This window comes from Duganella sp. BJB476, assembly GCF_003416895.1.
In the GTDB taxonomy this organism is placed as follows: Bacteria; Pseudomonadota; Gammaproteobacteria; order Burkholderiales; family Burkholderiaceae_D; genus Rugamonas.
Genome location: NZ_QVIO01000008.1, coordinates 280,027 through 302,585, shown reverse-complemented (window position 1 = coordinate 302,585; position 22,559 = coordinate 280,027). Strand labels below are relative to the sequence as shown.

The 22,559-nt window shown below is 62.7% G+C and carries 18 protein-coding genes, 1 tRNA gene and 2 pseudogenes; 10 read left to right on the top strand and 11 right to left on the bottom strand.

The features are described from left to right. Positions 1 to 2: 2 nt before the first annotated feature. Positions 3 to 1,322, top strand: a complete 1,320-nt coding sequence (locus D0T21_RS27130) for an alpha-amylase family glycosyl hydrolase (protein ID WP_116992593.1) — start codon at positions 3 to 5, stop codon at positions 1,320 to 1,322. Between the two features lie 9 nt (positions 1,323 to 1,331). Here D0T21_RS27130 and D0T21_RS27125 read toward each other — a convergent pair whose 3' ends face one another. Then, positions 1,332 to 2,732 carry a M20/M25/M40 family metallo-hydrolase gene (locus D0T21_RS27125; protein WP_116992594.1) on the bottom strand — a complete coding sequence of 467 codons (1,401 nt, stop codon included), beginning with the start codon at positions 2,730 to 2,732 and terminating at the stop codon, positions 1,332 to 1,334. Between the two features lie 121 nt (positions 2,733 to 2,853). Between D0T21_RS27125 and D0T21_RS27120 the strand changes: the two genes are divergently transcribed. The 3 genes and pseudogenes from D0T21_RS27120 to D0T21_RS27110 all read left to right on the top strand — a co-directional run. Then, positions 2,854 to 2,929 (top strand) — tRNA-Phe (locus tag D0T21_RS27120). A 545-nt stretch (positions 2,930 to 3,474) separates the two neighbouring features. Beyond that, on the top strand, positions 3,475 to 4,770 hold the full coding sequence (locus D0T21_RS27115; protein WP_147328175.1) for a hypothetical protein: 1,296 nt from the start codon (positions 3,475 to 3,477) through the stop codon (positions 4,768 to 4,770). A gap of 113 nt (positions 4,771 to 4,883) precedes the next feature. Next, a pseudogene (locus D0T21_RS27110) lies at positions 4,884 to 5,018 on the top strand (HigA family addiction module antitoxin); the annotation flags it as partial. Here D0T21_RS27110 and D0T21_RS27105 read toward each other — a convergent pair. Beyond that, positions 5,015 to 5,971, bottom strand: coding sequence for an MYG1 family protein (locus D0T21_RS27105; protein WP_116992596.1), 957 nt, complete (start codon positions 5,969 to 5,971; stop codon positions 5,015 to 5,017). The pseudogene D0T21_RS27110 and the gene D0T21_RS27105 overlap by 4 nt on opposite strands. A 235-nt stretch (positions 5,972 to 6,206) precedes the next feature. Beyond that, complete coding sequence (locus D0T21_RS27100; RefSeq protein ID WP_116992597.1) at positions 6,207 to 6,581, bottom strand: hypothetical protein; 375 nt, start codon at positions 6,579 to 6,581, stop codon at positions 6,207 to 6,209. Between the two features lie 277 nt (positions 6,582 to 6,858). On the opposite strand from D0T21_RS27100, the pseudogene D0T21_RS27095 reads away from it, so the two are divergent. Next, positions 6,859 to 8,244 (top strand): annotated as a pseudogene (locus D0T21_RS27095) (FAD-binding oxidoreductase); the annotation flags it as partial. Positions 8,245 to 8,268: 24 nt separating this feature from the next. After that, the gene (locus tag D0T21_RS32585) at positions 8,269 to 8,688 is read left to right on the top strand and encodes a nuclear transport factor 2 family protein (protein ID WP_229211655.1); all 420 of its coding nucleotides are present in this window, start codon (positions 8,269 to 8,271) and stop codon (positions 8,686 to 8,688) included. Here D0T21_RS32585 and D0T21_RS27090 read toward each other — a convergent pair. Together D0T21_RS27090 and D0T21_RS27085 are read right to left on the bottom strand one after the other, a co-directional pair. Then, positions 8,685 to 9,815: a sensor histidine kinase KdpD gene (locus D0T21_RS27090; RefSeq protein ID WP_158568056.1), complete on the bottom strand. Its 1,131-nt coding sequence runs from the start codon at positions 9,813 to 9,815 to the stop codon at positions 8,685 to 8,687. The two genes, D0T21_RS32585 and D0T21_RS27090, sit on opposite strands and share 4 nt — an antisense overlap. A 118-nt stretch (positions 9,816 to 9,933) precedes the next feature. Then, the gene (locus D0T21_RS27085) at positions 9,934 to 10,899 is read right to left on the bottom strand and encodes a GlxA family transcriptional regulator (protein ID WP_116992598.1); all 966 of its coding nucleotides are present in this window, start codon (positions 10,897 to 10,899) and stop codon (positions 9,934 to 9,936) included. 92 nt (positions 10,900 to 10,991) lie between these two features. Here D0T21_RS27085 and D0T21_RS27080 point away from each other — a divergent pair, with 92 nt between their 5' ends. After that, positions 10,992 to 11,690, top strand: coding sequence for a glutathione S-transferase family protein (locus tag D0T21_RS27080; RefSeq protein WP_116992599.1), 699 nt, complete (start codon positions 10,992 to 10,994; stop codon positions 11,688 to 11,690). 47 nt (positions 11,691 to 11,737) lie between these two features. Here the strand turns inward: D0T21_RS27080 and D0T21_RS27075 are convergent, their stop codons facing one another. Then, positions 11,738 to 13,276 carry a sensor domain-containing diguanylate cyclase gene (locus D0T21_RS27075; protein WP_116992600.1) on the bottom strand — a complete coding sequence of 513 codons (1,539 nt, stop codon included), beginning with the start codon at positions 13,274 to 13,276 and terminating at the stop codon, positions 11,738 to 11,740. A gap of 277 nt (positions 13,277 to 13,553) precedes the next feature. On the opposite strand from D0T21_RS27075, the gene D0T21_RS27070 reads away from it, so the two are divergent. Both D0T21_RS27070 and D0T21_RS27065 read left to right on the top strand, forming a co-directional pair. Beyond that, the gene (locus D0T21_RS27070; protein ID WP_116992601.1) at positions 13,554 to 15,158 is read left to right on the top strand and encodes an alpha-amylase family glycosyl hydrolase; all 1,605 of its coding nucleotides are present in this window, start codon (positions 13,554 to 13,556) and stop codon (positions 15,156 to 15,158) included. Positions 15,159 to 15,241: 83 nt separating this feature from the next. Next, a complete protein-coding gene (locus D0T21_RS27065) occupies positions 15,242 to 15,865 on the top strand; it encodes a LysE family translocator (protein ID WP_116992602.1) in 624 nt (207 codons plus the stop codon). Here the strand turns inward: D0T21_RS27065 and D0T21_RS27060 are convergent. Beyond that, positions 15,822 to 16,646 (bottom strand): AraC family transcriptional regulator, encoded by an 825-nt coding sequence (locus D0T21_RS27060; protein ID WP_116992603.1) that lies wholly within the window; start codon positions 16,644 to 16,646, stop codon positions 15,822 to 15,824. The two genes, D0T21_RS27065 and D0T21_RS27060, sit on opposite strands and share 44 nt — an antisense overlap. A 106-nt stretch (positions 16,647 to 16,752) precedes the next feature. Between D0T21_RS27060 and D0T21_RS27055 the strand changes: the two genes are divergently transcribed. Next, positions 16,753 to 18,399, top strand: a complete 1,647-nt coding sequence (locus D0T21_RS27055) for a serine hydrolase (protein ID WP_116992604.1) — start codon at positions 16,753 to 16,755, stop codon at positions 18,397 to 18,399. 13 nt (positions 18,400 to 18,412) lie between these two features. Here the strand turns inward: D0T21_RS27055 and D0T21_RS27050 are convergent, their stop codons facing one another. From D0T21_RS27050 to D0T21_RS27035, 4 genes are all read right to left on the bottom strand, one after another. Next, positions 18,413 to 19,360, bottom strand: a complete 948-nt coding sequence (locus D0T21_RS27050) for an alpha/beta fold hydrolase (RefSeq protein WP_116992605.1) — start codon at positions 19,358 to 19,360, stop codon at positions 18,413 to 18,415. Between the two features lie 121 nt (positions 19,361 to 19,481). Further along, positions 19,482 to 20,291 (bottom strand): LytTR family DNA-binding domain-containing protein, encoded by an 810-nt coding sequence (locus D0T21_RS27045; RefSeq protein WP_116992606.1) that lies wholly within the window; start codon positions 20,289 to 20,291, stop codon positions 19,482 to 19,484. Further along, entirely contained in the window at positions 20,233 to 21,378 is a 1,146-nt protein-coding gene (locus D0T21_RS27040; RefSeq protein WP_229211649.1) for a sensor histidine kinase, read from the bottom strand. The genes D0T21_RS27045 and D0T21_RS27040 overlap by 59 nt, the downstream gene beginning before the upstream one ends. Next, a complete protein-coding gene (locus D0T21_RS27035) occupies positions 21,368 to 22,462 on the bottom strand; it encodes a histidine kinase (RefSeq protein ID WP_116992608.1) in 1,095 nt (364 codons plus the stop codon). The genes D0T21_RS27040 and D0T21_RS27035 overlap by 11 nt, the downstream gene beginning before the upstream one ends. Between the last annotated feature and the right edge of the window lie 97 nt (positions 22,463 to 22,559).

The following is a 22,559-nucleotide window of genomic DNA, read 5'->3' as shown; positions in this document are numbered from 1 at the left end:
CCATGAAAAAGCTTGCCGCCCTGCTGCCACTGACCGCACTGTCCGCACTGATGTACGGGCCGATCGCGGCCCATGCCGAAACCGGCGCCGTGAAACACCCGGCCTGGTCCCGCAGTTCCAACATCTACGAAGTCAACCTGCGCCAGTACAGCAAGGAAGGCACGCTGAGCGCCTTCGCCGCCACGCTGCCGCGCCTGAAGCAGATGGGCGTGGACATCGTGTGGCTAATGCCGGTCCACCCGATCGGCCAGCAAAACCGCAAGGGCACGCTGGGCAGCTACTACGCCGTGAAGGACTACACCGCCGTCAACCCGGACTACGGCAGCATGGACGATCTGCGCAAGCTGGTGAAGCAGGCGCACGCGCTGGGCATGCACGTGATCCTGGACTGGGTGGGCAACCACACGGCCTGGGATCACCCATGGGCCAGCCAGCATCCGGACTGGTACAAGAAGAACGACAAGGGCGAAATCCACTCAGTCACCTTCAAGAACGAAGCGGGCGAAATGGAGGAATGGACCGACGTGATCGGCCTCGATTACGGCAACAAGGAACTGTGGAAGGGCATGACGGACGCGATGGCGTTCTGGGTGCGCGAGGCCGGCATCGACGGCTTCCGCTGCGACGCCGCAGGCCTGGTGCCGACCGAATTCTGGAACCAGGCGCGCGCGCAGCTGGACAAGATCAAGCCGGTGTTCATGCTGGCCGAATGGAACGAGCCGGCGCTGCACGAGAAGGCCTTCGACGCCAGCTACGACTGGCCGCTGAACACGCTGATGGTCAAGATCGGCAAAGGCCAGGCAGGAGCGGCTGAACTGAAAGCCCTGGTGAGCAATCCGCCGAAAGCTTATCCGCGCGACGCCTACCGCCTGCAGTTCACCAACAACCACGACATCAATTCGTGGCAGGGCACGGACAAGGACCTGTACGGCCCGGCCTACGGCGCGATGGCGGTGTTGAGCTATACCCTGCCCGGCATCCCGCTGATCTACAACGGCCAGGAAGCGCGGCTGGAGAAGAAGCTGGAGTTCTTTGAAAAAGATCCGGTCGACTGGAAGAGCTACGAACTGGAAGGCTTCTACGCCGGCCTGAATCAGCTGAAGAAGGAAAACCCGGCGTTGTGGAACGGCGCCAGCGGCGGTGCGGTGCAACTGCTCGACGTCGGCAACGAGCAGCTGTTTGCCTTCAAGCGCCAACAGGGCAAGAACAATGTGCGGGTGATCGTCAACCCGACCGCCACGCTGCAAAAGTACAAGCTGGCCGGCGACGAAGGCCAGTCCGTACTCAAGCCCTGGCGCTGGCGCATCGTCGTGCCGGAGTAAGTCCCGGCCTTATTCGGTGGCCAGCCGCTTACCCAGGCGGTACAGGTACTCCTGGCCATCGTACAGCGACTTCACGCGGATATGTTCGTTCAAGCCGTGCGCGCCGCTGCCTTCCGGGCCACTGAACATGCCGCTGATACCGTAGGTCCAGATGCCGCCGCTGTTGAGGAAGCGACCGTCGGTGCCGCCGGTCGACATGGTCGGGATCACCGGCACGCCCGGCCACATATCGTTGCTGATCTCTTCCACTGCCTTCATCAGGGCCGGCGTCAGCGGCGGCATCGGCGCGCTCAGGCCTTCGCCGATGCGGGTGATCTTGATCTGGTCGTCGGCCACCACGCGTTGCAGCGTGGCCTGCACATCGTCCACCTTCTCGTCCGGCAGGATGCGGCAGTTGACGGTGGCGCGGGCGCGCTGCGGCAGCGCATTGTCGGCATGGCCGGCGTCGACCTTGGTCGCCACGCAGGTGGTGCGCACAGTGGAGTTGTGCACCGGGCTGACCGCGTACAGGCGCTCCAGCGCGGCCGCGTCGGGCGGATCGTTGAGGATGGCCTTCATGTCGGCGGCGACCTGGCCCTGCTCCACGCTGGACATGCGTTCGTAGTAGGCGCGCGTGACGGCCGACAGCTTGAACGGGAAAGCGAACTGCCCCAGGCGCGACAGGCCGTCGGCCAGGTGGTAGATGGCGTTGTCGCGATACGGCGCCGAACTGTGGCCGCCGGGATTGGTCACCTCCAGCTGGAAGCTCTGGTAGATTTTTTCGCCGGCCTGGATGCCGTGGCGTACCGGCTTGCCCTGCTTGTCCAGCAGGCCGCTGCCGCCTTCGTTCAACGCGATCTCGGCGTCGATCAGCGCGCGGTGGTGGTTGAACAGGTATTCGGCGCCGTCGAATTTGCTGGGCACCATTTCCTCGTCACAGGTCAGCGCCATGACGACGTCGCGCTTGGGCGCCAGCTTTTCCTTTTTGTAGCGGATCATGTTGGCGACGAAGGATGCGGCCATGGCCTTGTCGTCGGAGGCGCCGCGCGCGTAGAACATGCCGTCCTCCTCGACCAGCTTGAACGGATCGCGCGCCCAGTCGGCGCGGTTGGCTTCGACCACGTCTATGTGGGCCAGCAACAACAGCGGCTTCTTGCTGCCGTCGCCCTTGATGCGCGCCACCAGGTTGCCCTTGGCCGGGCCGCCCGGCGGCACGATCAGGTGCAGCTCGGCGTCCTGGTAGCCGGCCGCTTTCAGGCGCTTGGCCATCTTGTTGGCCGCCACCGTGCAGGAGCCGGTCGAATTGGTGGTATTGGTTTCCACCAGTTCCTGGTAAATCTCGCGCATCTGCTTTTGCACCGGCGTCAATTCGGCGCCATGCACCGCGCCCGCCACCGTCAATCCCGCCACCAACCAAGTCGCCCGCTTCATAGTGTCCCTATCGAGGTCATGCCAAAGCGACTAAATTTATACCCAGGAATTGTTACTGTCAATAAAAGTGGTGGCTGGGCCTTGCCAAACCCCGGGGAGGGTCGCTATAATTGCGGCCCTTGGCCTGGTAGCTCAGTTGGTAGAGCAGAGGATTGAAAATCCTTGTGTCGGTGGTTCGATTCCGCCCCGGGCCACCAAGAATTCTTGAGCGACAACGCCAACCCATGCAGGTTGGCGTTTTAGTTTCTGCGGTGCAAACTCCCTGTGTCGGTCCATTCCCGGAACGCCTGGACTCTGCCGCCTAGTCTGCTACCCAGCGAAAAAGTAGATCATCATCCTCGTCGAGTGGCACTTCAGATTGGACCAAGGGCACCAGCAAAGCCTGCTGCTGCCCAACAACAATGACGCCTGTGTGAAAGCCGACTTCGTCAGGCGTTGCGTCGCTCGACTTCGTCACCTTTCGCCTGCCAGTCCCAAAACGCAATCACTGGGGTGACACGCCAAGTCAATCGTTGAGCACCACCAGTTTGGCCTGCGTCGGGATGGCATCACCCAGCGTGGTCTAAACATGGGTCAGATTATGCTGCGAATTACGGGGTAAGATGGGTCAGTTTTCGGTGCAAATCGACACGAGTGGCACCCGAACTCCCTCCGCCGCCCAATGTCCTAACCATTATTGCTAAGCCAGTTGGCACCTGCGGTTCCCATCCGTATGAGACGGCGGCTCCACTGAAAGAAACTGATGACGGAATTCGACGCGCAAGATATGCAGCAATGCATCCATGTTTTAAGCTCTGCGACAAATCCCCTAGAAGCATTGGCTAGTTGGTCCTGTTTGCGGAAGCCGAATCCGCACTTGTTCGCAATGGTCGCGCTTAAGGATTGGAAAAAAAATTGGCTTCCGGCCACGCTAGAAAAATACATGATGGAGCCAGGCAATTTTCTTATCCCGTATTTTTCCCGAAGTACACTTTACTTCATGGATGATCACATCTTTGCGCAAATGACCACCGGTCAGGAAGCGCAGTTTAAAATCGACTATACACTGACTCTGGACACAAATATGGTCACGTACGTAGATGCGCTGATCCAAGGCCGGTCGCTGGAAAAGGTCCCTGAGGCGGAGCATTTGCTAACGAGCATCCTATATGACAACCTGAACTTCGACAGCGTCTTCTATATGGTGGAAAATCTTAAGACAGTGCGAAAGCGTCTTAGCATGAATCCGAGTAGCGCCATTCAGTTTTGGAAGTCACTTAATCGCGACTTCCGAAAAAATATGGTGAGTTTCCAGCTATTCCGGAGCATAGATTGCGCTGCTTTCAAAGCAACCGGCGTAATTAAATCCATGATGAGTTATTGCGAAGCCGTACATACCGCAGTTCAGTATAGCTATGATTTCTATGCCCGCGAATTGGGTAGCAATCTTATCCAATCTTGGGAATTGCGCCAAAAGGTCCTCTTGCTTCACCTCATCGCCATCTTACGCATTCAAATCGCATCCGCCAAAAGCCCAAAGAATAAGATGAAGGAATACTTCAAATTTGTGCATGAAGTTACCGGTGCCTACGCAGATCGCGAAGCCATCATTGCGCACAAATTCTTTTGCGACAGAAAAAGCATTAGCATGCTTGAGCAGATCAAAAAAGGAACAAAGAAAACCGGACTTTTGAGGAAACTCGACAATATCGCATGGGACATGTCTGCACCTCGCTTTCTAGAAAAAATTATTCTGTCCGGCGGTGACGGGCGATACATCATCCCGATGTTTTTAACCTTGGATGCGAACCTACGGCAAATGCTGAAAGCCTATCCCGTCAAAGGTGTACTCTTCAACCGCAAGACGGGGGCGTTCGTCCCTTTACCCGAGATCCGTACCGAGGAATATTTCGAGAAGCACGGTTGCGCTGCCGACCTCGAACATCTTTATAGCGAACCAATGCGATCGGAACGGCTCTCCAGGAAGTCGCTTGATCTTCCGGAAGTTTTCACGCTCATCAAAAGCGAATTGAAAAAGCTTCAGACTTACATGGCATGAGCAGTATCGCCGGAATAGGCGAACTAGCTCAGCCGTTTCACCAAAGTTATTGCTCTGGCTGGTCCGATGTTGCGAGCGTCTCCGTCGCGCGTCAATGACATCGTCAAGTCAATGAACTAGTCAAAGAAGAACGGGGACTAACCGCAGATACCGTGCTGCGGCTCACACACTACTTCGGTGGCGATCCGCAGCCATGGCTCAACATGCAACAAGCATATGATTTGAAAATGGCCTCCAGCGCCGCTTAACCCGCGCCACCTTCGCCGACGCCCTCCAGCGCCAAGACCGCCATCGCGCGTATCCCCTCGTACGACTTGGCAGACGCGATAAACCTGCCGTTGTGGCAAAAACCCGCATCCGGCACGCCGGTGACCGCCGCCAGTTCGGCGTCGCGCAGTCCTGCCCACGCTTCAGGCAAGTCGGCCCGCGCCTCGAAACTTTCGGGGCTGACCGAGACGGTGTGCAACATGTGGCGTTGCTCGGCGAGGTTATGGCTGATGACGAACAACACCTTCGGCATTTCCTTGCGTACCACCTGGCCCCACGGCAGCGCGCCGTTTTTCAGGAACAGGACTTTGCCGCCATCGAGCACCTCCCCCTGCCGGACCTGCTCCAGCGCGAGCAATGCGCCCAGCCGGTATCTCACGGCATTGAGCATGACGTCGGTCAGCACGGCCATCGCGCGACGGAACTGGTCCAGGCGGTACCCATCCGCCGCCTCGCCGTAGCCCAGTCTTTGCTCGTCGAGCCAGTTGGTGTTGTAGCCCGAGATCACGGCCGACAGTCCATACCCGCCCGGCGCGCTCTTCGCCGCCCCCACGTCCGACAAATCGAGATACTGCACCACGTCCGCATCAATTCCGTAGGCCATTTCCCGCGCCTTATCGTCCGAGAGCTGGTGCCCGCAATGCGCCAGGGCCAGCGCCGCCACGCAGCGCGCGCCATACTCCCGCCATACCAGGCCCGCGCTGGCATACGGCACGCCGCTCTGCCGTGCGCCGCTGAAGCCTTTTTGATGATGGTCGAAGCGGCCGGTGGCCGGGTCCCAGATGCCGCCGACATCGACGGCAAAGTCGGCCGCTTCAATGGTCGCAGGGTCGCGCGTCCGGATAATGTCCGCGTCGGGGAATAACACCTTCAGTACGGCGACCGCCCACGCGTCGTCCGCGTGAAACTTGCCGCTGTGAGTCGCTATGATCATGCCTAGTCCTATCGTTGAAACGACCGCCATGATATACCGTCGCGGCTGTAACACCGATAGCAAAGCCAGCCTGAGCATGATGGTGCGTGGGTGCAATGTGTGGTGATCGGCTTGATCGCGCCCAGTCACAGGACGTCGTCATTTTTGGCTTGGCGTTTTTTGGGAACAGAATGTGCCCGGTCTATTTCCGGACCTTCGTCTTATCGCCCAAGTCCTCAGACTACCCATCCTCTTGTCATTTCGTTTCTTTTAGTGCGGTCACGATCAAGTCTATCTTGGTCTTGCCTACGTTCTTGATGGCGTAATCTCGTTCCTCCTGCATGATCCGGGTCTCGCCACTCTTCCAGATGATTTTTTCTTTGGTGCCGTCCACATACGTACGTTCCAACACCCCGCCCTTCAGCGCGTACACCACCCGCATCGGACGCTTGGCGCTGGGAGAGACATCGCCCGGGTTGAAGGTCGCTTCATATACGCGCACCCTGTCATTCTGTTCGATTTCCTTTACGACAGGCCGACCTGAACTACCGCTCTGAGCCAAAGACAGGGAAGTTGCGAGCAAAGTTGCGGACCACAGTGCCATGGCGACAAACGTATGATGGCGGGACATGATTTTTCTCCTTTTTATTGACATCATTTCCGAGACGACGAAGGGCAGAAAAGGGCTTCCGCGAATCTAGGTTAAAACAGATTGACTATAAGTCAAGCCGTTTCCGGCCGAGCGTTCTGGCCCACGCAATCAGCAACGGGCAAACTCCCCTATTTCAAGCGCCTGTGCTTGCGTGAGCGCGCACCCACTTCCTATGATGAAGCACGCGCCGCCCAATCGTGTCTGCACCGGCTTGCGCGTCGAAACATGAACGTAAGCCGCCACCTGGAGATGCGCTATGAATACTGCAACGAATGATCAACTCAAAGGACTACGCACCTCGCTCAGAGGACAACTACTGCAAGCCGGCGATGCCGGCTATGACGCCGCGCGCGCCATCTGGAACGGGATGATCGACCGCCGCCCGGCCGCCATCGTGCGCTGCGCGGGCCCGGCCGACGTCCTCACCGCGCTGGCCTATGCGCGCGACCACGGCCTCAGCCTTGCCGTGCGCGGCGGCGGCCACAATATCGCCGGCAGCGCGCTGTGCGACGATGGACTGGTGATCGATCTGTCGGCCATGAACTCGGTCCAGATCGATCCGCAGCAGCGCCGCGCCTACGTCGAAGGCGGCGCCACGCTGCACGACTTCGATCACGAAGCGCAGGCCTACGCGCTGGCCACGCCGTTGGGGATCAACTCCACCACCGGCGTCGCCGGGCTGACGCTGGGCGGCGGTTTCGGTTGGCTCAGCCGGACGCTGGGCCTGGCGGCGGACAATCTGCTGGCGGCCGACCTGATCACGGCCGACGGCCGGCGGCTGCACGTCAGCGCCACCGAACACCCCGACCTGTTCTGGGCCATCCGTGGCGGCGGCGGCAACTTCGGCGTGGTCACCCGGTTCGAGTTTCAACTGCATCCGGTCGGGCCCGACGTCACGGCCGGGCTGGTCGTTTTCCCGCTGGCCCAGGCCAAAGCCGTGCTGGCGCAGTACCGCGCCTTCGTCGACGAGATGCCGGACGAGCTCACGGTCTGGGCCGTCTTGCGCCAGGCGCCGCCGCTGCCCTTCCTGCCGCCGGCGGTGCATGGACAGGACGTGCTGGTGCTGCCCATCTTCTCGCGCCAGCCACCGGATGCCGTGCAACATGCGATCGATCGCATCGCCCATTTCGGCGCACCGCTAGGCATGCATGTCGGCGCCATGCCCTACGTCGCCTGGCAGCAGGCCTTCGATCCGCTGCTGGCGCCAGGGGCGCGCAACTACTGGAAATCGCATAATTTCACGCAGCTCAGCGATCAGGCCATCGATACCGTCATCCATTACGCCAGCAAGCTGCCGACGCCGCAATGCGAGATATTCCTCGGACTGCTGGGCGGGCAGGCGGGCAGGCCCGCGCCGGGCGACACGGCCTATCCGCACCGCGACGCGCTGTATGTGATGAACGTGCACACGCGCTGGGAAGATCCGGCCGACGACGCCCGCTGCATCAACTGGGCGCGCGACTTTTTCAGTGCCTCCGCGCCCTATGCGACCGGCAGCGTCTATGTCAATTTCCTGACCCAGGACGAGAGCGGGCGCACCGCCGACGCGTATGGCGCCAACTATCAGCGGCTGGCGCAGATCAAGCGGCAATATGATCCCGACAATCTGTTCCGCACCAACCAGAACATCCGACCCGCCTCGTCCGCGACGGATGAAAACAAGCAAGTGGTGATAGACGGCTATCGAGACTACAAAAACGGCGACATCCAGAGTTTGCTGACCCGCTATCACGAAAACGCCGAGTGGAGCACGCCGGAATCGGAGCTGCTACCTTTTTCCGGCAACTTCCACGGCAAGTCGGGCATTGCGCAATTCTTCGCCAAGCTCGACGCCTCCGTGCAGACCATCCGGTTTGAACCGAAGCAGTTCATCGCCGAGGGCGACAAGGTGGTCGTCATCGGCGAGGCGAGTTGGCTGGCCAAGCCAACCGGGCGCGCGTACGACAGTTCCTGGGTCCATGCGTTTACTTTGCGAGATGGCAAAGTGGCGCGGTTTGAGGCGCTTTACGACACGGCGGCTAGCGAACGAGCGTTCCAGCCCGGACCAACGGCTCAGCCATCGGTCGCCAGCGAACTGCATCACTAACGATCGCGGGGGAAGTTGACCGAAAAAACTGTCTCCCCAGACGCATCGGACGTCACAGAAATCGTGCCATTGTGAGCCGCAGTCGTCTCATGAGCGATGAACAGGCCGAGACCCAGGCTGGTCTTCGGCCTGGCATCGTCGTCACTGTCCGGATCCAGCTGGACCAGCGGCTGGAAGATGGTCTTCAGCGACTCCTCCGATATCACCGGCCCCAAATTGCTCACTTTGAACGTGATGGCCTGCTCGTCGCCGGCTGCCAGCAGCGTAATGTCATGGCCTTTTGCGCTGTATTGGGCGGCGTTGATCAACAGGTTGGTCAACAATTGCTGCAAGCGAACGGCGTCAAACGCGCCAGTTAAATTGCCTTTGGACTGAAAAACGATTGCGCTGCCGGGGTACATCGCGCCCGCATCGGCCACCGCCGCTTTGCACACTTCCTGCGCATCGATCATCGACCGCTTGGTCGGCATGCCCGCCCCCATCTGCAGACACGTAAATCCCAGCAGATCGGTGACCATCGAACTCATCAGCATCGCGCTGCGCTTGACTTTCTGCCCCAGCGGAGCGATCTGGTCTTGGGAAAGCGCTGTACGCATGAGCAGCTCGGCGGCCAATGAAACGGTGGCAAGCGGCGCCCGCAAATCATGCCCCAGCACGGCGAGGAACAAATCCCGCGTGCGGTCCGCCCGGGCAGAGAAGGTCACAATCGATTCAGCAAGGGCCTGATCGATCGCTTCGTTAAACCGGACCATTTCATGTATCGTCGTTTCCGACATTTGATCCACGCGCGACAACCAGAGACGCAAGACGGTCGCCCTCAGCGCTCGAAACTCCGAACTCAGCTGCAAGAGCGAAAAATTACTCGCCTGTCGCAGCCGTCCGTGAATAGCCGCAGCGCTCTCCTCGTCGCTGTCGTCGGCCTCGCCGCCTTGGGACTTGTCGTATTGCTGTTGCTTGCTCTGATGCTTCTCGATATCGCTGGCGATTGCGCACAGGATGGCCTCGGCATGATCGGTCAGCGCCAGGTCGGACATCTCTCCACCAGGCGGTGCGGCCTTTTTCGCGAAGGCCGTCCACTCTGCAAGAATCTCCGTCATATCGGAACGTATAAAAGCCGAGAGGCTCATATTGACACTCTTTCACAGCAAAAAATCGGACGATCCCTGCGAAAATTGTCTCGCGCCCCACAGTATCACAGTAGCGCCCAAGTTGCCGCCTCGCTGACCTTCAAGTTGACCAGTCGGGTTAGCGCAAGGTGCTCGGCGTCACGCCAAACTCGCGTTTGATCAATTTACGCAAGGCGGTACTGTCCTGGTAACCGACCTGAGCCGCGACCGCTTCGATCGAGAGCGTCGTCGTTTCCAGCAAATGCGCGGCATGCGACAACCGCCGCCGCTGAACGAATTTGATCGGCGACACGCCGGTCGCCGCCTCGATGCGCCGCGCCAGCGTCTTGGGCGACAGCGCCAACGCAGACGACAGCGCAGTCACCGTCATCGGCTGCGCCAGATGCGCATCGATCCAGCGCTCCGCCGCAATCACCGTCTGGTCTTCATGCTCCAGATGGTCACGCATCATGTAGCGCGCCTGCGAAGCGCGCTGGTCGATCAGCAAGTAGCGTGAGCACAAATGCGCCACCGACTCGCCAAACACGTCGGACACGATGGCCAGCATCAAATCCAGCTGCGACAAGGCCGCGCCCGCAGTCAGGCACGGTCCGTCGCGCACCACGATACGGGCTTCGTCGAGCAGCACCGCCGGATAGCGCGCGCGAAATGCCTGGGCCAGCCACCACGCCGTCGTCGCCTTGCGCCCGTCGAGCAAACCGGCCTGCGCCAGCAGAAACACCGCGCTGCATGACGCCGCTATCCTGGTCTTGCCCGCTCCCGCCACCGCCAGCCAGCGCATCGCCTGCCTGGTATCGGTGCGCGCAAAACCCTCGCTGAGCGCCTGATCCGAACGGTGACCCAGGCCTGGAACAATGATCCAGTCCGATACGTCCTGTTTTACCGTCTTGAGCTGGAGGTCCGCCTTCATCCGCATGCCGGCGCCGGTCGTGACGTAAGCCTTGGCGGCGATGGTCCTGACCTGCACTTGCAGCGCACCGCCGCGCGCCGCAAGTATGGACTGTGCCGCATACAGGGTATCCAGCGTAATCGACAAGCTGCTGTCGAACACGCCATCCAACACCAGAACCGTGATGATCTTCATTTGTCCATTTTGACATAAAAAATGTCAAATATGATACTTCACCGGCAAGCCGCAAGACGCCAGACTGTGGCCTTCGATCACAGGAGAATATCTTGCCAATTAAACACTTAAAACTGTACCACTACCCGGCCAGCCGAAGCGCCCGCACCAAATGGATGCTGCATGAGGTCGTTGGAAACTCCTTCGACGTCGAGAAAGTAGACCTGTGCAACGCCGTGCAGTATTCCGCCGAGTTCATGCGCCTGAATCCCAACCATAACGTGCCTGTGCTTGAAATTACCTGGGACAACGGCAGGTCGCAGTACATGCTCGAAAGCGCCGCCATGGTCGCTTTTCTGGCCGATGCATACCCCGATGCCGGTCTCGCGCCCTTCCCGGTGGCGTCGCCCGAGCGCGCCGACTACCTGCAAATGCTGCACTTTGGATCAACCTGGATGGACATGATGCTGTGGCAAATTCGCGCCCATGAGCATGTCTTGCCGGACTCGGAGCGCGACCCGCGCACGGTGGCGCGATACCGCAAGAAGTTCCGCGAGGAGATAGAACCCCAGCTTGCCGCGCGGCTGGAGCAAGCGCCTTTCGTCTGTGGGCAGAAATTTACCGCAGCCGATTGCATCGTCGGACATGCGGTTGTCTGGGCGCGCGGCTATGGCTTGTGTGGCGACGAAGTTTTCCAGCGCTACATCGCACTCATCTCGAAGCGGCCGGCATTCGGCGCCGCCTTCGCGGACATGCGCGAGTTTGTACTCGACGCCACCGAACAGCCCATCTCGGCGCGCTTTACCGGATAAGCATCGCCCCTCTCCACTCGCCGCTCCCCAAGGAATAGCGCTCCGGCCTACCCGGCCACACCGAGGGCGGAGGCCGATCGCACTTCCCGGTCGATGATGTTCGAATGGACGCGATTGCGTCCCAGGGACTTGGCCCGGTACAAGGCCTGGTCGGCCGCCTTGATCAGGTCGACCGGCTCGCTCTCGAACCGCACCGGCGCGAAGGATTCGACCCCGGCGCTGACCGTCACGTAGCCGGTGGCGCTGCCGGGATGCTTGATGTTCAGGTCTTCGACCGCCGCGCGGATATGCTCGGCGACGGCCAGCGCCCCTGCCACATCCGTTCCCGGCAACAGCACCGCCAGCTCTTCGCCGCCGTAACGCGCGGCGATATCGCCCGGCCTGTGCTTGCTGTCGGCAACCACCTTGCTGATCGCCTTCAGGCACTCGTCGCCGGCGGCATGGCCGAAGATATCGTTGTACTGCTTGAAGGAATCGACATCGATCATGACTAGCGCCAGCGCGCTGGCGCCGCGCATCGCCCGGCTGAATTCGTTCTTCAATGTCGCATCAAAATGCCGGCGATTGGACAGGCCGGTCATGCCATCCTGCATGGCCAACCGCTCCAGCGTTTGATTCAGCGTCACCAGCGAATTGCGTGCACGCACCAGTTCCGCTTCCGCCTGTATCCGCAGATTAATCTGCCGCACCAGCCGGATTCCCAGCAAGCTTATCCCCAGCACCAGGATGATGACGCCGGCGCTGTAGAGATAAGCATCCGCCCGCCATTGCGCCAGCACCTCGTCCTTGGACAGCGCGGCCGAGACCACCAGCGGGTATTGTTCCAACCGCCGGTAGCTATTGATCCGTGTCACACCGTCTTGCGCTGACGTAAAAATCACAGTATCGACTGGCGCCTTGGGCAAGTAATCGTGGAACAGCGGCAGTTTCGAAATATCCCTGCCCAGCGATTTTTCGTTGAACGGCCGCCGCACCAGCATGATGCCGTCATCCAGCGCCAGCTGAATGGCGCCGTCCTCGCCGATCTTGAAGCGCTCGAAAAACTTCTGGAAATAATTCATATTGATCGCCGCCAGCACTACCCCGCCAAAGGAGCCGTCCGGCTGGTTGAAGCGGCGCGACACCGTGACTATCCAATCGCCGGTTGATTTGCTGCGCACCGGCGGGCCGATATGCACGCCCCGATCCGCGTGCTCCCGGTGATAGATGAAATACTCGCGGTCCGAGTTGTTTTTCCCTTTCAGCAGCTCAGGTTGGGAATTGACCAGCCAGCGGCCATCGTCGCCGTAGACAAACAGGCCGTGCAGTTGCGGCAACTCCGCAACGCGGTGCACCAGCAGCTGATGGAAGCGGTCGAGCTCAAGCTCAAGCTTGCCGTCGTTTTCCAGCCGCTCCACCAGCCCGACCAGGACCGTATCGGCTTCCTTGATCGTGTCATACGCATGCTGCCCCACGGCCTCCGCGAGGTTGGCGGCGGCGATTTCCGATTCGTTCAGCTGCACGCTGCGGGCGTGCGCGGTCAGCCATACCTGGACGCCGATCAGCGAGGTGCATACCAGGACCACAAAAAAGATGGCCAGGTACATGACAGGTAAGCGTGGAGAGAGTCGTGCGAACGGCAGCCCGAAGCGGCGTTCCGACATGTTGCTGAACATCATTGGTGTCACCTCGAAGAATAATCTACCGGGCAAGACGTTAAGTATGTGCGCTTTCTGCTCAGTGGAAACTCTCGAATAATCACAGCACTTGCGCTCTCTCAAATCCATGCCAATAAGTACCTAAACTACATATAAAAATCATATGAATATGCAAACTTAAGCGATAAATATTTACTTAAATACATTTTTGTAGTTGAATAACACAATGAACATCCAATTCGAAACTTCCCCAGAGCAGCTCCCTCAACGCTGCGCACAAGGCGTCCGCTTTCGTTACGAGGATGCGCCGGGGCTGCGCAGCGTCGCGCTGGCCGGCACTTTCAACTATTGGGTCGGCGACGCCTGCCAGTTCGAGCAGGTAGCGCCCGGCCACTGGGAATGCGCCCTGCCGATCGCCGCCGGCCGCCACCTGTACAAACTCGTAGTCGATGGCGAGCACTGGATACCGGATCCGGCCAATCCCTGGATCTCCGAGGACGGCCAGAACAATTCCTGCCTGACGGTCGACGAGCATGGAGACGTGCTGATGCGCCGGCGCGGCCTGAAAGCCGACGCGGCCGGCCCACTCTATCGCCGCCATCAGGCGCTGGCCAGCCCGGCGTGGCTGCACGAGGCGGTGATCTACCAGCTGTCGGTGCCCGCGTTCGGCGGCGATTTCGACGGCGTGCGCGCCCGCCTCGACTACCTGGAGCAACTGGGTGTCGACGTGATCTGGATGATGCCCATCCATCCCATCGGCCATAGCGGCCGGCGCGGCGCGCTGGGCGATCCGTACGCGGTGCTCGACTTCGACGCCATCGATCCGGCACTGGGCGACGAGACCGCCCTGCACGCACTGGTCGACGCCATCCACGCGCGCGGCATGCGCGTGCTGTTCGACTGGACGCTCAACCGCAGCAGCGCCGACCATCCCTGGACCGCCACCCATCCCGACTGGTACACCCGCGACGCCGGCGGCCAGGTCTATTACGCGGTGCCGCAGCGCGAGTACTTCGCCGGCTTCGATTTCAGCAACCGCGCGCTGCGCGGCAACCTGGTCGCGGCCATGCAGCGCTGGATCGGCCGCTACGGCTTCGACGGCTTGCGTTTCGACGATTCCGACATCACGCCCACCGATTTCCTGGCCGAGATCCGCACCGCGCTGGCGGCGCTGCGGCCCGACATCGCGCTGATCTCGCAGTCCTGCGACGAATTCCATCACCTGCACAGCTGCGACCTGACCTACGAAGGCGGCACCCGCGAGATGCTGCGCCGCGTGGCTTGCGGACAGGCCGACGCGCACGCCTTTGCCCAGTACTGGAAGGAGTCGACCTACAGCTTCCCGCGCGGCGCGCTGCGCATGCGCTGGCTGGAAGACAAGGAACAACCGCGCGCCAGCAAGGTGCTCGGCGCCGGCGTCCATCGCGCGGCGGCGGCGCTGCTGCTGACCATGGACGGCGTGCCGCACATCCTGATGGGCCAGGAGTTCGACGAGCCCAGCTGGCGCGACTGGACGGTGCTGTTCGACCGCTACCGGCTCGACTGGAGCGCTTTCAACCCCGGCATGCACAGCCACTACCGCGCCTTGCTGGCCTTGCGGCGCGCGCACCCCGCGTTGCGCCAGGGCGCCACCGCCTTCATCGAGTCGCTGCCGCCCGGCTTGATCGGCATGCGGCGCGGCAGCGGCGCCGGCGCCATTACCGTGCTGGCCAACCTGTCGGACCGGCCGGTGGCGTTGGCGGACTCGGCCGGCCCGATCCTGTACGCCGACGGCTGGGGCCAGGCGCACGGCAAGCTGGCCGCGCATGGCTGCGTGATCCGCGCCCGCTGAAGGGTTGTTTTCTACAATACGACGATGCGCGCGCCGCGTATCGTCGCTCCGGCATGATTCATTCTTACCGGAGACCCGCAACTATGAGCATCCTGATTTCCATGGCAGCCTTCGCCCTGGCCTCGTCGATTACCCCCGGCCCGGTCAACATCGTCGCCCTCAGCAGCGGCGCGCAGCATGGCTTTCGCGCCAGCATGCGCCACGTCACCGGCGCCACCGTCGGCTTCACTGCATTGCTGTTGCTAACCGGCCTGGGCCTGCATGAACTGCTGATTCAACTGCCGGCCTTGACGCGGGCGATACAACTGGCCGGCGTCGCCTTCCTGCTGTTCATGGCGTGGAAGCTGGCGCGCGACGACGGCGCGCTCTCGTCCGGCGACGCCGCCAAGGGGCCGTCGCTGGCGGCCGGCGCGGCCATGCAATGGCTCAATCCCAAAGCCTGGGTGGCGTCGGTGGCGGGCATGGGCGCGTTTGCCGCCGACGGCGACGCGGTGCTGGTCTGGCAGTTCGCGGCGCTGTATTTCGTGATCTGCTACCTGTCGATCGCCTGCTGGGCCTATGCCGGCACCTTTCTGCGCCGGCGCCTGAGCGATCCCGCTGTGATGCGCTGGTTTAACCGCGCCATGGCGCTGCTGCTGGCGGCCAGCGCCGCCTACTTGTTGCTCAGCGCAAGTACTGTCCCGGCGTCGCCGCCAGCAACTGCTTGAAGATGCGCTGGAAATGCGCCTGGTCGACAAAGCCCGTCTCCAGTGCGACCTCGGCAATCGCCCTGCCCTCCTTGAGCAAGCCGCGCGCCAGCTGGATGCGGCGGTTCAGCAGGTAGGCGTGCGGCGTCATGCCGTAGCGCTTGCGGAAGGCGCGGATCAGGTATGAGGGCGAGAGCCCGGCCGCGCCGCAAATATCCTCCAGCTTGAGCGCGGCGGCGCAATTGTCGTTGATGTAGTCGGCCGCGCGTTCGAGCTTGCGGTTGGCTTCGCGCTCGACCATGGCGGCCGGATCGAGGCCGGACTGGACCTGCTCGAAGAAGGTCACGGCTGCGCACTGCCGCTGCAGGTGGTCGGAAGCGGCGGCCGTCAGCACCTCATAAAAATGATTGAATCCCGCATACAGCGCAGGCGCCGTGCTCATGGTCGCCGCGAACGGGCGGAAATCGCAGTTGGCGCTGAAGCCCCATTCCCGCTGCAAGCCGGCCAGCCAGCCGCAGTCGACATACAGCATGCGATACGACCAGGTCTCGTCGCCCACCGGGTTGCAGGCATGCACATCGCCCGGATTCATCAGGACCACGGCGCCCGGTCCCACCAGCCGGCGCGACGCCTGGTTGAGGTAGTTGGTGTGCCCGTCCCGAATCACGCCGATCGAAAAAGTCTCGTGCGAGTGCCTGGCGTAGCCAAGCTTGCGCCCATCGCCAACCGCCCGCGCCTCGATGTAGGGCAGGTTTGCGTCCCGCCAGAAACGGGGACCGGGCTTGGTGTTCGAATGCGGCATCCCGCCAGCATACCCCATTCCACAAATTAATTAATTTCAATGTTGACATCCTCATCAGTGTCGGTGATATACTTCACTACAACACCTAACCACAAAGGAGATCATCATGAAAAACCCTACCCGTCTGTCCCTGCTGCTGTCTGCCCTGGTCCTGGCCCATGCCGCCGGCGCCGCCACACCGGTCGAGCAGGCCAACGCCCTGTTCGCCCCTTACGCCAAGGCCGACGCGCCGGGTTGCGCCGTCTCCGTCTGGCGCGACGGCAAGCCGCTGCTGGAACAAGGCTACGGCGCCGCCAGCCTCGAACACGGCGTCGCCATCGACGCGCACAGCACCGTCTTCGATATCGGCTCGACCTCGAAGCAATTCACCGCCGCCGCCATCCTGCTGCTGGTACAAGACGGCAAGCTCAAACTGGACGACGACATCCGCCGCTACCTGCCCCAGCTGCCCGACTACGGCACGCCGATCACCGTCGACCACCTGCTGCACCACACCAGCGGCCTGCGCGACTATATGCTGCTGATGAACCTGAGAGGCGTGGCCCTGGGCGACGTCAGCTCCAACGCCGAAGCCCTGGCCGACGTCGCGCGCCAGCAGGGTCTCAACTTCCAGCCCGGCACCGCCTACGCCTACAGCAACACCGGCTATATGCTGCTGGCCCAGATCGTCGAGAAGGTCAGCGGCGGCAGCATGGCCGCCTTCGCCAAGGCGCGCATCTTCGAGCCGTTGGGCATGAACGACACCCGCATCCTCGACGACCACGACACGGTGGTGCCGCACCGCGCCAGCGCCTACCGTCCAAACGGCCCCGCCAGCTTTGCGCTGCTGATGTCGAACTGGGAGCACACCGGCGACGGCGCGGTCCAGTCCACCGTGGCCGACCTGGCCAAGTGGGACGCCAATTTCTACCAGCCCAAGGTGGGCGGCGCCCGGATGATCGAGCAGATGCAAACCGCCGGCAAGCTCAACGACGGAACCCCGCTGAACTACGGCCGCGGCCTGATGCTGGACAAATACCGCGGCCTGGATGTGGCCTCCCATTCCGGCTCCTTCGCCGGCTACAAGGCGGAACTGCTGCGCCTGCCCAAACTGAAGCTGGGCGTGGCCGTGCTGTGTAACCGTCCCGACCTCGACCCGAGCAGCCTGGCGCGCAAGGTGGCCGACATCTACGCGGCCGGCGAATTCCCGGTCGCGGCCGCGGCCGCCGCCGAGCCTCAAGCCGTGGCGCTGGCCGATCCGGCCCGCTATGCCGGCGTGTACTGGAACGCCCGCGAAGGCATGCTGCGCCGGGTGGAGGCGCTGGACGGCAAGCTGTGGTACACCGGGCCGGGCATGAAACAGGAACTGCTGCCGGTCGGCGAAGGCCGCTTCGTGCGCGATCCCAAGCGCACGGCCAAGCCCGCGCTCATCACCGAACGCACGCTGGTGGTGGAGCGTCCGGGCGAACCGGCGGCCCGCTTCGAACGGGTGACCGCCGGCAGCATGACGCCGGAGCAGTTGGCCGCCGTCGCCGGGACCTACGACAGTGCCGAACTGAACGCGACCTACACGCTGACGCTCAAGGACGGCAAGCTGTGGATGATGGTGCCGCGCTTCGGTGAGCAGCCGCTCGACAATGTGTTCGCCGACGCCTTCGGCTCCAGCGGTAGCGGCATCGTGATCCGGCTGGAGCGCGACAAGGCCGGCAAGATCACCGGCATGGTGGCCTACGTCGGCCGCGCCAACGGCATGAAACTGGTGCGCCGCGGTTGACCGGCCGGCCCGCTCAACGCGCCAGGAAGTCGAGCATCAGCTCGCTGACCTGGCGCGGCTGCTCCAGCATCATCCAGTGGCCGGCCCGCTCCACTTTCTGGTAGCGCCACTTGCCGGTGACATCGTCGGCCGAGGCTTGCATCTGCTCCTCGGTCAGGTAGTGGTCCCGCTCGCTCCAGACGCCCACCACATCGCAATGCACCTTGGGCGTCGGCGGCACCGGCGTGCCGTCCGGCGGCGGCATCGTCGGCTTCGAATTGGCGCGGTACCAGTTGAGCGCCGCGGTCAATGTCCCCGGCAGCTTGAAATGCGCGATGGCCGCGTCGACATCGCCTTCATCACGGCTCAGCGCGTGGAAGAAAGCAAAGTCGTTCTGCTGAAAGCGCGCTTCCGCCACGCCTTCAAACTGGAAGTACAGCGAGTACCAGAATTTCTCGCGCTGGGTGATGCTGTTGAATTCCGGATTCCACGGCGCGCCCACCGACATCACCATCAGCCGCTCCACCCGGTCCGGATAGAACGCCGCCAGATACCAGGCCACCGCCGCGCCCCAGTCATGGCCGACCACGCTTGCCTGCTTGATGTTCAGCACATCGAGCAGGCCGGTCACGTCGCCCAGCACCTTGCCGATGGCGTAGTCGGACACGGCCGGCAAGATCGGCGCGTCGCCATAGCCGCGCAGGTCCGGCGCCACCACGCGGTAGCCGGCGCGCACCAATGGCGCCACCTGATTGCGCCACACGCGGTGCGAATCGGGGAAGCCATGCAATAGCAAGACGACAGGCCCTTTGCCGACGTCGAGTACGGGAAAATCGAGATTGTGGACGCGCACGATCTTGACGCTGTGTTCCAGCGACTTGTCCGTTTCCAGCGACTGCGCGTGCGCGCCTGCGCCCAGCACGGCGCAGGCGACGATCATCGCCGCCAGCCGCGCCAGCATAGTCATAACGATCTGGTTCATTCTGGTGTTCCTCCTGAGGTAAGCCATAAGGTGAGGCCAGCTTGCCACGGAGGTAAAACTGTCGGCTACGACTATGTGATCAATCGCGTCAGTTCTGGGACGAACCGCAAGCGCCGTGCATTCAGGCGAACATGGCCTGCACCTGCTTGAGGTAGCGCGCGCTGACCCGCACCGTATCGCCCTGCGTCAGGCGCACCGCGTAGTAGCCGTCGCTGTCGCTGCGCAGGCCGGCGATGGCGCTGCGCCGCACCACGGCGGTCCGGTGCACACGGACCCACTCCTGCTCCGGCAAGCGTTCGACGATGGCGGTGATGGTGCTGCGGTGCAGGACCACCCGCCCGGCCAGATGCAGCTCGACATAGTTGCCGGCCGCGCCCAACCACATCACATCGTCGATGGCGATGCGCTCCAGGCCGGCGGCCGTGCGCACCACCACCTGCAGCAAGACAGGCGCGCTGTACCCGGCCTCATCGGCCGCGCGGTCGCGCAGGTAGGCGTGCACCGCGCTGTTCATCGCCGCCTGCTGGTTCAGCTCCAGCATCAGGGCCGCGCGCCGCAGCATCAAATCGAAGCGTTCGTCGTCGAAAGGCTTGAGCATATAGTCCAGGGCGAAGATATCGAAAGCGCTCAGCGCATGCTCGTCGTAGGCGGTGACGAACACGATCAGCGGCGCGCCCGGCCGCTGGCACAGCTCGCGCGCGAACTCCAGGCCGGACTGGCCCGGCATCTGGATGTCGAGCAGGATCAAGTCCACCGATGAGGTCTGCAGGCGCGCCCTGGCCTGCTCGCTGGAACGGCACGATTCCAGCAGGCGCCATTGCGGCCGCCGGGCCAGCAGCCATTCCAGGTTGGCGATGGCCGGCAATTCATCGTCAACGATCAGGACCGTCCTCGGCCGGTCCGTCGACGGGGAAGCGTAGTTCGATAGCATAGTGGTGTTCATCGGCGTCTATGTTCAGTTCAGCGCGCGGCCCGTACAGGATGTCCAGGCGTTCACGCGTCATGCTCAAACCCAGTCCGGTGCCGGCGCGCGAGGCGGCCAGCACCGGATTGGCGATACGCAGGCTCAGCATGCCGGCGGCATGCTCCAGCCCGATGTGGATGCGGCAAGGCTGCTGGTGCGCTTCCACGCCGTGATGCACGGCGTTCTCCGCCAGCGGCTGGAACAGCAGCGGCGGACAGGGATAGCGGCTCCAGTCGCGCTCCGCGATCGCCCAGTCCAGCTGCATGCGGTCGCCATAGCGCAGGCTTTGCAACGCCAGGTAGATGCGCAGGAAATGCAGCTCGTCGGCGACGCTGGGCTGCTTGCCCTGGCCTACCGCCAGCGCATAGTTCAGCAGTTCCGCCAGATGGCCCAGCGCCTGGTCGGCCAGCGCGGGATCGGCGGTGCGCACCAGGGCGCTGATGCTGTTGAGCGCATTGAACAGGAAGTGCGGCTTGAGCTGGCCTTGCAGCAGGCCCAGGCGCAGTTGCAGGTTTTCCGTTTGCGCGCGCTGCGCCGACAGTTCCTGCTGACGGCCGCGCCGCCAGGCGCTGTAGCCGGCCTGCGCCAGGAAGGCCAGGCCCACCACGAAGAGGTTGTACCACCAGGTCATGCGGCCGACCTGGTCCAGCATGGCGGGGAAATCGGCCAGCGGGCGGCCGTCGCGCAGCAGCACGACCAGGATATCGATGCCGGTCAGCAGTGGCAGGAAAACCGCCATCGATAGCAAAAGCGCCAGCAGCAGCGTCGAGCGCCGCGCCAGCCGATCCGGCCAACGGCGGAACACCAGCGCCAGCAGCCAGCTGTTGCACACCAGCGGCAGGTATTGCAGCATCAGGGTCGACAACAGGGCCGGCAGCGCCAGTGCGCGGCCGGCGTGGCTGGCGTCGATAGCCCTGGCCAGCGCTTCCAGCAGCGCCAGCAGCTGCCAGCCCAGCAGGATCAACAGGCACGGCCGCCACCAGCGCAGCACGCGCAGCGCCGGCCAGGCGGATGCCGGCGCGGCTTGCGGCAGGGCGATGGCGTCAATCATCATGGTGCGCCACCGGATACGCCAGGCGCAGATGGGTGAGATCGCCGTCGGCCTGCATGGCCAGCGTGGCAGCGCCGCCGTACTGCATGGCCAGGCGCTGCTCCAGCGCGGCCAGCACCGGTGCCTTGCCCACGCGGGCGCCATGCGGATAGCTGAGCTCGACCAGCACCAGGCTGCCCGCGTCCGTTTGCCGGCGGCCGATGCGCAGCGTCAGCCGCTGCGGCGCCGCCTCCAGCGCCTGCTCCAGCAGCGGCAACAGCAGCAGCGGCGGGCAGCGGTAGCCGCTCCAGTCGATCGCTTCCAGCTGCCAGTCGACGTGCAGGCCGGCGTCGCGGCAGATGCGCTGCAGGTCGACATAGTCGCGCAGGAAGCGCACTTCATCGGCCACGCTTTGCCAGTCCGAGCGGCTGGCGCGCAGCGCATAACGCAGCAGGTCGCTCAAGCGCGCCAGCGCCCGCGTGGCCTGCTCGCGCAAGCCCTGGCGGTTCAGCTGGGCGATGCCGGCCAGCGCGCCCGACAGCAAATACGGTTCCAGCTGGCCCTGCAACAAGCGCAGCCGCAGCGCCAGATTGCCTTGTTGCGCCAGCTGCCAGGCCAGCGCCTGCGCATGCGCGTGGCGCCAAGCGCTGTAGGCCAGGTGCGCGCAGAAAGCCAGCGTCAGCAGCAAGGTCTGGAACCACCAGCTGAGCGCGCTCTGCTGCCCGAGCAAGGCCAGCGGCGAGGCCAGGCCGTTGCCGCTGAAAATGCCGTTGATCGCGCTTTGCCAGATGCACAGCAAGGGCACGCCCAGCGCCAGCATGCCGAGATAGGCCGGCAGCAGTTGCGCCAGCTGCGGCGGGCGCCGTTGCGCGCGATAGAAGCCGACCGCCAGCACCAGGCTGAGCGCCACCAGCGGCACGTGCTGCGCCACAAAACGCAGCAGCGTCAGCGCGAACGACGCGTGAACCACACCATGCTGCTGGGCGTCGCCATAGCTGGCCAGCGCGCCGGACAGCGCGAGCAGGTTCCAGGCCAGCGCCGCCGCGGCAAACGGCGGCAGCCAGGCGTGCAGCTTGACTAGACTGGGCATGGCGACGGACGGCGGCATGACGATTCCTGTGTAGATTCCTGCTACGGTGGCACAAACTTAATTTTAATTCAATTATTCTAATTGTTTTTTGGCAGTTGTCGATGTAACATTTTTT